Genomic DNA, 3,274 nt, shown 5'->3' with positions numbered 1-3,274 from the left:
TCCATGGCTGGAAGAAGAACGGCTGGAAGACCGCCGACAAGAAGCCGGTGAAGAACGGCGAGCTCTGGCAGCAGCTCGATGAAGCCAACAGGCGCCACAAGGTCACCTGGCACTGGGTGAAGGGCCATGCCGGCCACCCCGAGAACGAGCGCGCCGACGAGCTCGCGCGCGAAGGCATGGCGCCGTTCAAGCCGAGTTCCGCAAGGCCGGCGCCGGTTGCGGCTGCCGCGAAGCCGCAAGGCGCTCCCGCCAGAAAGCCTGCGCCCCGCCGCTCCACGCAGAGCTACTGACGGGCTACCGGATCAGCAGCGCCGTCGAGAACATGCCGAGCGCGAACACCGTATGCGCCACGAGGTTGAGCGCCCGCACCCTCATCGGGTTGGGCAGCTTCGACGCCGCCCAGCCGGCGCCCATGCCCGGCGCCAGCAGGAACCAGCCGGCTCCGACTGTGACGATGCCGAGGATGAAGGCCGGCAGGAAGGTCGGCGCAGCCAGCCATCCTGCCCCGGTCAGCACGACCAGGATGATGCCGTAGGCGATGCCGACGAGATAGTGGAAGATCCATCCCAGCGCTTCTTCATGGGCGTAGGGCGTGGCCTTGCTGATATCGTCGTGGAAGACATTCCCGGGTAAGTGTCGGACCCAGCGTCCGACTAGCCCCCAATTGGGCCGGGGCAGGCCGAACGCCTTGTAGAGAAGGATCGCCCAGACGTCCATGAACACCGTGGCGCCGATGCCGATCGCAACCGCGCGCCACACGATGTCGAGCATCAGAGCATGATCCCTAAAAGTGGGAACCGGTTTTCGGACAAGATCATCCTCCAACAAGGAGTGAGATCAGGATGGCGGGTCAACGAAACGTCATCCTGATCTAAAGCTGCTCGAGGATTTTGGCCGCGCCGCTCTCGTCGACACCCGGCTTGGTTTCGATGTTGAGCGCCACGACCTTGCCGTCGTCGACGATCATCGAAAAGCGCTTCGAGCGCAGGCCCATGCCGTTTGCGGAAAGGTCGTTGTCGAGCCCTACAGACTTGGCGAAGTCGCCGCTGCCGTCGGCGAGATAGAGGATCTTGCCTTCGCCGCCGGTGAAGCGCGCCCACGCGCCCATGACATGGACGTCATTGACCGAGACGACCGCGATGGTGTCGACGCCGCGCGCCAGGATGGCGTCATGGTTCTCGAGATAGCCGGGCAGGTGGTTGTTGCTGCAGGTCGGCGTGAAGGCGCCGGGAACGCCGAACAGCACCACCTTCTTGCCGCCGAAAATCTCTGCGCCAGTGATCGGCTTCGCGCCATCGGCGGTCATCATCTTGAAGGTCGCGTCGGGCAGTTTTTCGCCAACCGAAATGGTCATGTGGATCCTCGCTCGGGATAGGGACGGTCGATGACTGCGATATCGGACTGGGCGGCGTCCCGCAACCTTTCACCAGGGCTGGATCAAGGGAAAGGCAGCAACCCGTCGACCGCGCCTTCGGCGCTGGTCAGCGTGTAGTAGAGCCCGCCATCCGTGGGCGCTGCCGACGGCCGGTCGAGGATCGGCACGCTGAACACCAGCTTGCCGTCTTTCTCGCTGCGCACCGGCGCGCCGAACATGTAGTCGTGCTCGCCAGCGACGAAGAAATCGACGGACTCCGGATTGCCCGGCGAATGCGCCTCGACCACCAGCGTCTCGTGGTCGCCAGGCAGCACGCGGATGCCGAAATCCGCCGTCGCGGGGGAGGGGAGCGTCGCCAGCGCCGTCTTGACCAGCGCGGCATCCGTGGCGTTGTCCGGGTCGGAAGCGGGATTGACGCTGAGGCGGGTCTGCACCGGAATGCAGATCGTTTCGCAGATACCGAGGAAGATGTTGGCGTCGATGGTGGCCGGCTGGCTGGGCGTCGCCAGCGTGAAGGTCACAGGCAGCGAGACCGGCCGGTCGTAGCCGGCCCATTTGCCGTAGCCGTCGTCGTGCCGTTGCGGCGCCGGAAACGACAGCCGGGCATCGGCGATGTTGGTGCTGCCCGAGATATCGAGCTGCGGCGGCACGCCGGCATCGCCGGGATCGCGCCAATAGGTCTTCCAGCCGGGTTTCAGCGCGATGTCGAGCACGCCGTGGATCTTGCCGGCATCGTCGGGCTTGCCGCTGGTCACCAGCCGCACCTTGCCGCCTTCGCTGTTGTACCAGTCGGACGAGGAGGCCTCGGCCGGAAGACCGGCGCCCAACCCCAGGACGGCGCCGAGCGCCAGTATCTTCAGATGTTGCATGGCGGTGATTTGATCGTGGGTTCTTGGCGGCGCAATGTTTTCATGACCTTGCCGGTATCATATTTGCGTGACATCGCGCACCCACGCCATCTTTCCGGCGTCGCGGAAACGCGTTACGCTCCCCACATGGATTTGTTGCGCCACAAGAAGGCGGCTGCAGGACGCGGCTTCCTCGACGATCAGTTCCTGATTGCCATGCCCGGCATGAAGGACGACCGCTTCACGCGCTCGGTCATCTACATTTGCGCGCACAGCGACGAAGGCGCGATGGGGCTGATCATCAACCAGACGCAGCAGATGCTGTTTCCGGACCTTCTTGTGCAGCTCGGCATCATGAACGAGCAGGAAGCGATCCGCCTGCCGGCGCATACCCGCGATTTCGTCGTGCGCAATGGCGGCCCGGTGGACCGCAGTCGCGGCTTCGTGCTGCATTCCGGCGACTATCGCGTCGAATCCTCGCTCAACGTCTCAGACGACATCTGCCTGACCGCCACCGTCGACATCCTGCGCGCCATCTCGACGGGGCGTGGCCCGCGTCATGCGTTGATGGCGCTTGGCTATTCGGGCTGGGGCGCCGGCCAGCTTGAAAGCGAGATCGCCGAGAATGGTTGGTTGACCTGTCCGGCGACGCCCGAGCTTCTGTTCGACGCTGACCTCGATCGCAAATACGATCGCATCCTGGCCTCCATCGGCATCGACCTCGCGCATCTGAGCGCGGCCGCGGGACACGCGTAAGCTTCTTCGTCATCCTAGGGCGAAGCGGGAGCGAAGCTCCGTCGCGAAGACCCCATGCCGTAACCTCTATCGAAGGATGCAGCGGTGCAGAATTCTGAACCGTTTCCAACGCTTTATCGTCACGGCATGGATCCTCGGGTCAAGCCCGAGGATGACGAGGCGGTGCGCCTCTAGGCCTGCGTCAGCGGATACTGCTCCCTCAGCGTCTTCAGCACCTGATCGCCAGGCATGGGCGCGCCAAACATGAAGCTCTGGACATATTCGCAGCCCATCTGGCGCAGCTCCAGCGCGTCGC

5 protein-coding genes are annotated in these 3,274 nt (G+C 64.3%); 2 read left to right on the top strand and 3 right to left on the bottom strand.

Annotated features, from left to right (window positions below):
- Positions 1-290 (top strand): RNase H family protein (locus tag Q0L57_RS08995; protein WP_366940883.1); only part of this gene is annotated, 290 nt, incomplete at its 5' end.
- 4 nt (positions 291-294) lie between these two features.
- Here Q0L57_RS08995 and Q0L57_RS08990 read toward each other — a convergent pair.
- From Q0L57_RS08990 to Q0L57_RS08980, 3 genes are all read right to left on the bottom strand, one after another.
- Positions 295-771, bottom strand: coding sequence for a DUF2938 domain-containing protein (locus tag Q0L57_RS08990; protein ID WP_296741322.1), 477 nt, complete (start codon positions 769-771; stop codon positions 295-297).
- 100 nt (positions 772-871) lie between these two features.
- Positions 872-1,354 carry a peroxiredoxin gene (locus Q0L57_RS08985; protein ID WP_296741321.1) on the bottom strand — a complete coding sequence of 161 codons (483 nt, stop codon included), beginning with the start codon at positions 1,352-1,354 and terminating at the stop codon, positions 872-874.
- An 83-nt stretch (positions 1,355-1,437) separates the two neighbouring features.
- Complete coding sequence (locus tag Q0L57_RS08980; RefSeq protein WP_296741318.1) at positions 1,438-2,244, bottom strand: protein-disulfide reductase DsbD domain-containing protein; 807 nt, start codon at positions 2,242-2,244, stop codon at positions 1,438-1,440.
- Positions 2,245-2,370: 126 nt separating this feature from the next.
- On the opposite strand from Q0L57_RS08980, the gene Q0L57_RS08975 reads away from it, so the two are divergent.
- Positions 2,371-2,979: a YqgE/AlgH family protein gene (locus Q0L57_RS08975; protein WP_296741325.1), complete on the top strand. Its 609-nt coding sequence runs from the start codon at positions 2,371-2,373 to the stop codon at positions 2,977-2,979.
- Positions 2,980-3,274: the final 295 nt, after the last annotated feature.

It is taken from the genome of Mesorhizobium sp., from assembly GCF_024509055.1.
Lineage (GTDB): Bacteria > Pseudomonadota > Alphaproteobacteria > Rhizobiales > Rhizobiaceae > Mesorhizobium.
Note: the sequence above shows the minus strand (reverse complement) of the source record. Positions and strands in the feature narration are given on the sequence as shown.